We start from the raw sequence: 4,641 nt of genomic DNA, 5'->3' as shown, positions 1-4,641 counted from the left end.
GGAACGGGGCGGTGGACGAAGCCGCCGTGAGGAAAGCGGGTGCGTACGGATCGGTGATCAGCGCGTCGGGGCGGGTCGACTCGATCGCTCTGCCTGCCGCGACCGCGAGGGCCGTCACGCCGACTCCGGAGACGATGTCCCACTGCTGATCCGAACTCACGAAGGTTCCTCCATCGGTACCGGGGCCAACCACGCGTCGGCCGCGCGAGACGCACGGCAGCGCGCTCCGGCGCAACCGCGACCAGGCGCACGGCGCTGCCGGGACGCTACAAGATGGCCACTACAGCCAACCAGGGTCCGAGGGGAGGTCACGCTCATTTTTCGCCACTGTGTTCGCCACCGGCGCCTCACGGCCGGCCAAGCCGCCGCCCCCGCCGGGCAAGTCGCGTACCTGCCGGCCAAGTCGCCTTCCTGCCGGACCAATCCGCTCCCCCGCCGGTTCCGAAGAAGAAGTAAGGGACGGCCGGACGGCGGAGACCGGACACGCCGCCCCCGGCACCGGACACCGACGAACGAGTGAGGAACAGTGCGACTGAGGCAGGGCGCCACGCTGACGGCGGAAGGAACGGCCGGCCCCGCGGGGCTGCCACCGGCAGGTCGCGCCGGAGGCGGAAAGCGGTGAGCGGTCCCGACTGGGCGGGGCTGCTCCTCAACCTTCCTGCCGCGGCGGCAGCCACCCTCGCCGTCCTGCTGCTCACCTTCGCGGTCGCACTCGTCGCAGGGCGGCACCGCGTCGTGGACGTCGCCTGGGGCCTCGCCTTCACCGCGGTCGCCGTCCTCAGCAGCGCGCTGTCCGCCGGAACGGGCGACGGGACGCGCCGCCTGCTGCTCACGTCCGCGACCCTGGTGTGGGGGCTTCGGCTCGCCGCCCACATCGCCCACCGCGGCCGGGGCAAGGGCGAGGACCCCCGCTACGAGAGGCTGCTGGCCAAGGCGCCCGGCAACCGCCGGCTGTACGCGCTGCGCATGGTCTACCTCCTGCAGGCGGCGCTGGCGTGGCTGATTTCGCTGCCGGTGCAGGCGGGTCAGTACGTGACGGCTCCGCCAGACGCTCTGACCGTGCTCGGGGCCGTCGTATGGGCCGCGGGGCTGGCGTGCGAGGCGATCGGCGACCACCAGCTCGCCCGGTTCACGGCGGACCCGGCGAACCGGGGCCGCGTCATGGACTCAGGGCTGTGGTCGTGGACCCGCCACCCCAACTATTTCGGGGACTGCCTTGTGTGGTGGGGCCTGTACCTGATGGCCTGCGGCACATGGCAGACCGCCGCCCTGTGCCTCGTCTCGCCAGTGGTGATGACCCTGTTGCTGACCAAGGGCAGCGGAAAGCGGCTCTTGGAGGCACACATGGCCGAGCGCCCCGGCTACCGCGCGTACCAGGCCCGCACCAGCGGTTTCGTGCCACTGCCGCCCCGCCGAGCCCGCGCCAGTGAGGCGCACAGGACGGGGAGGGACACATGAAGGGCCGTCCTCCCGGGCCTTCGCGGGCCGCCGCTGCCCCACCGTCGGGCCCGGGCAGGGACGCGCTCGTGCTGCGACGCGCCCCCGCGCGGCCCGAGGCCGCCGTCCTGCTGCTGCACGGTGGCCGCGCCGACGGTCTGGAGGCGCCACCCCCTCTCGACCTGCCCGCTCTGCGGATGCGCCCCTTCGCCACCGCGCTGCTCCGCGCCACACGGAGCCACCCCGTACTGGTAGGCAGGGTGCGCTACCGGCGGCGCGGCTGGAACGGTGAGCGGGAGGACGCCGTCCGCGACGCACGGCGAGCCCTCGCACAGCTGCGCCGCCTGGCCGGGCCCGTGCCCGTCGTGCTGGTGGGCCACTCCATGGGCGGACGGGCCGCACTGCGGCTGGGCGGTCTTCGGGAGGTGCGGGCGGTGGTGGCCCTCGCGCCGTGGTGCCCGGAGGGGGAGCCCGTCGCCCACCTGACGGGCCGGCGCGTCACCGTCCTGCACGACGAGAACGACCGTGTCACCCGCGCCGCCGGCTCCTGGGACCTCGTCCGCCGGGCGCAGGAGGCCGGCGCCCGGACAGTGGCCGTTCCCATGCCGCGTGGCGGGCACACCATGCTGCGTGGCGCCCGCCGCTGGCACCGGCTCGCCACAGCGGCCGTGCTGGACGCGCTGGGCGGGGGGCCGAGGGACGCGGAACGTGCGGGCACCGGTCACGTGCCCCCGCAATCCGCCGGTTGACCTGCTGCGATCCGCCGGTTAGCGTGCTGGATTGCCCCGGCCCGGCACGCCTCGCACAGGCGTCCGAGCCGCGACCGTAGGCGTTAACGTCAACCAACGCGTCTCTTCAGCCTGCTCGAACGGCCGGGGTGGCGCGGCGGCGCGGAGCCGACGGGACGCCACCGGCTGAGAACGGAGAACGGCCGGTGACCACCGACACACCGCACCAGGACCGCTCAGATCCCCCCTCGTCCGACCCGCGGGACGGGCCCCGCGCCGCCGCGGGCTCCGGGCTGCGGCGGCTGCGGCGCTTCGCGGTGGACACCGCACCGCTGCGCATACGCCCCTTCCGGCGGTTGTGGACCTCGACCGTGGTCACGGCCGTCGGCAGCCAACTGACGGCCGTCGCCGTGCCACTGCAGATCTACGACGACACGGGATCCTCCGCGCTCGTCGGCCTGGCAGGTGCCGCCGCGCTCGTCCCGCTGATCGTCTTCGCCCTGTGGGGCGGAGCGGTCGCCGATCTGATGGACCGGCGCAAGCTGCTGCTGTTCAGCAACGCCGGCATCGCGGTCACCTCGCTGCTGTTCTGGGCGCAGGCGGCCACCGGGATGCGGTCGGTCACCGTCCTGCTCGTCCTGCTGGCCCTCCAGCAGGCGCTGTTCGGCATCAACCAGCCGACCCGCACCGCGTCGGTGGCCCGTCTCGTACCGGCCGAACAGCTTCCCTCCGCCACCGCGCTGACCTCGACCGTGGCGCAGTTCGGCCAGATCGCGGGACCGCTGCTCGCCGGCGCGCTGGTTCCGGTTCTCGGTCTGCCGGTGCTGTACCTGTGCGACTCGCTGGCCCTCGTGGTGGCGCTGTGGGCGGTCTGGCGGCTGCCGTCGCTGCCCCCGCTCAAGGTCGCGGCCCGGCGCGCCGGGTTCGCCGACATCGTCGACGGATTCCGCTACCTCGTACGCAAACGGCTGCTGCTGGTCTCGTTCCTCGCCGACGTCATCGCCATGGTGCTGGGCATGCCGCGCGCGCTCTTCCCGCAGATGGCGCAGCTCGACTTCGGCGGCCCGGAGGGCGGCGGCACGGCGCTCGGCGTGCTGTACGCGGCCCTTCCCGTGGGCGCGCTGCTGTGCGGGCTGCTGTCGGGGCTGTACTCCCGGGTGCACCGGCACGGGGTGATGGTCGTCCTCGCGGTCAGCGTGTGGGGGCTGTCGGTCGCGGGGTTCGGACTCTCGGGGCCGCTGTGGCTGGCCGCGGTGATGCTCGCGCTGGCGGGCGCCGCCGACATGGTGTCCATGGTCTTCCGCGGCGCCATCCTCCAGTCGGCCGCGACCGACGAGATGCGCGGCAGGATGCAGGGGGTCTTCACCGTCGTGGTGGCGGGCGGCCCGCGCCTCGCCGACCTGTTGCACGGCACGATCGGCGCCGCCGCCGGGACCCGGCACACCGTGGTCGGCGGCGGCCTGCTGGTGGTGGCCGCCACGCTGGCTCTCGCCTTCGCGGTGCCCGCCTTCTGGCGCTACGTCCCCGAGCGGTAGCCGCTCGCCCGCACGGACCGGCGGGCCCCCACCGGCAGGTCAGCCGCGCCTCTCGCACCCCCGCGACGCCCGACCCGCACCGGCGCCCGCGCTGCCGTTTTGCCCCGGAGGCAAAACTTTTGCCTGGTGGGGAAGACCCGTGCCTTAATGCAGCACATGAGCCCGAACCCTCACCATCATGAGGCAGCCGGGGACGGAACGGGAGAGCTGCCCGCTTTCGCGCCGCGGATGCGCCTGCTGAGGCGGCGGAGCGGGCTGAGCCTGGAGGCGTCCGCGCGCAGGGCCGGGCTGTCGCCCGCCCACCTCTCCCGCCTGGAGACCGGGAAGCGGCAGCCGTCCCTGCCGCTTCTCCTCACCCTCGCGCGGGTCTACGGCACCACCGCAGGCGATCTGCTGGGCGAGACCACCGCGGCAGCCGACCCCGTCGTCCGGGGAGCCGACATGGAGGCCGTCGACGCCGGGGGCTGGCGCTACCGGCGGGCCGGTCAGGCCGGGCGTGCGATGCAGGCCCTGCGCGTACACGTACCGCGCGGACCGCAGAGCGACCTCGTCCGCGTCCACCCCGGCGAGGAGTGGCTGCACATCCAGCGCGGGCGGCTGCGGCTGACTCTCGGACAGACGACCGACGTGCTGGAGAGCGGCGACTCGGCGCACTTCGACTCCCTCACCCCGCACCGGCTGGAGGCCGTGTCGGCGGACGGCGTCGATCTGCTCTTCGTCCACACGCTCCTCCAGTCGCCCACGGCGGACCTGTGTGTGGGCGGCCTGCCAGGACACGGTTCGGGGGCCGCCCCCACACCCCGCTGAGCCGCCTTCCGTATGTCCCGGCTGCTTCCGCTCTCCGCCTCGCCGTCCCGTCCCTCCTCCGTCCCGTTCCGCCGAGCCCCCCTCGACCGCGCACGCCCACGTCCGAAAGGCCCCGCCATGAGCACCCCGGCTCC

General features: G+C 74.1%; 5 protein-coding genes. 4 read left to right on the top strand and 1 reads right to left on the bottom strand.

The annotated features are described in order from the left end of the window. Window positions 1-160, bottom strand: a 160-nt coding sequence (locus AB8Z75_RS31915; RefSeq protein ID WP_369208138.1) for a class I SAM-dependent methyltransferase, incomplete at its 3' end; no start/stop codon positions are given. Window positions 161-618: 458 nt separating this feature from the next. On the opposite strand from AB8Z75_RS31915, the gene AB8Z75_RS31910 reads away from it, so the two are divergent. From AB8Z75_RS31910 to AB8Z75_RS31895, 4 genes are all read left to right on the top strand, one after another. Continuing rightward, the gene (locus tag AB8Z75_RS31910) at window positions 619-1,458 is read left to right on the top strand and encodes a DUF1295 domain-containing protein (protein WP_369208134.1); all 840 of its coding nucleotides are present in this window, start codon (window positions 619-621) and stop codon (window positions 1,456-1,458) included. Then, window positions 1,455-2,186: an alpha/beta fold hydrolase gene (locus tag AB8Z75_RS31905; protein WP_369208132.1), complete on the top strand. Its 732-nt coding sequence runs from the start codon at window positions 1,455-1,457 to the stop codon at window positions 2,184-2,186. Before AB8Z75_RS31910 ends, AB8Z75_RS31905 begins: the two co-directional genes overlap by 4 nt. Window positions 2,187-2,458: 272 nt before the next feature. Beyond that, window positions 2,459-3,700 carry an MFS transporter gene (locus AB8Z75_RS31900; protein ID WP_369208136.1) on the top strand — a complete coding sequence of 414 codons (1,242 nt, stop codon included), beginning with the start codon at window positions 2,459-2,461 and terminating at the stop codon, window positions 3,698-3,700. Between the two features lie 156 nt (window positions 3,701-3,856). Next, window positions 3,857-4,507, top strand: a complete 651-nt coding sequence (locus tag AB8Z75_RS31895) for a helix-turn-helix domain-containing protein (RefSeq protein ID WP_369208130.1) — start codon at window positions 3,857-3,859, stop codon at window positions 4,505-4,507. Window positions 4,508-4,641 lie beyond the last annotated feature (134 nt).

Source organism: Streptomyces sp. PU-14G (genome assembly GCF_041028275.1).
Classification (GTDB): Bacteria; Actinomycetota; Actinomycetes; order Streptomycetales; family Streptomycetaceae; genus Streptomyces.
This window is presented reverse-complemented; position numbering and strand designations above follow the sequence as displayed.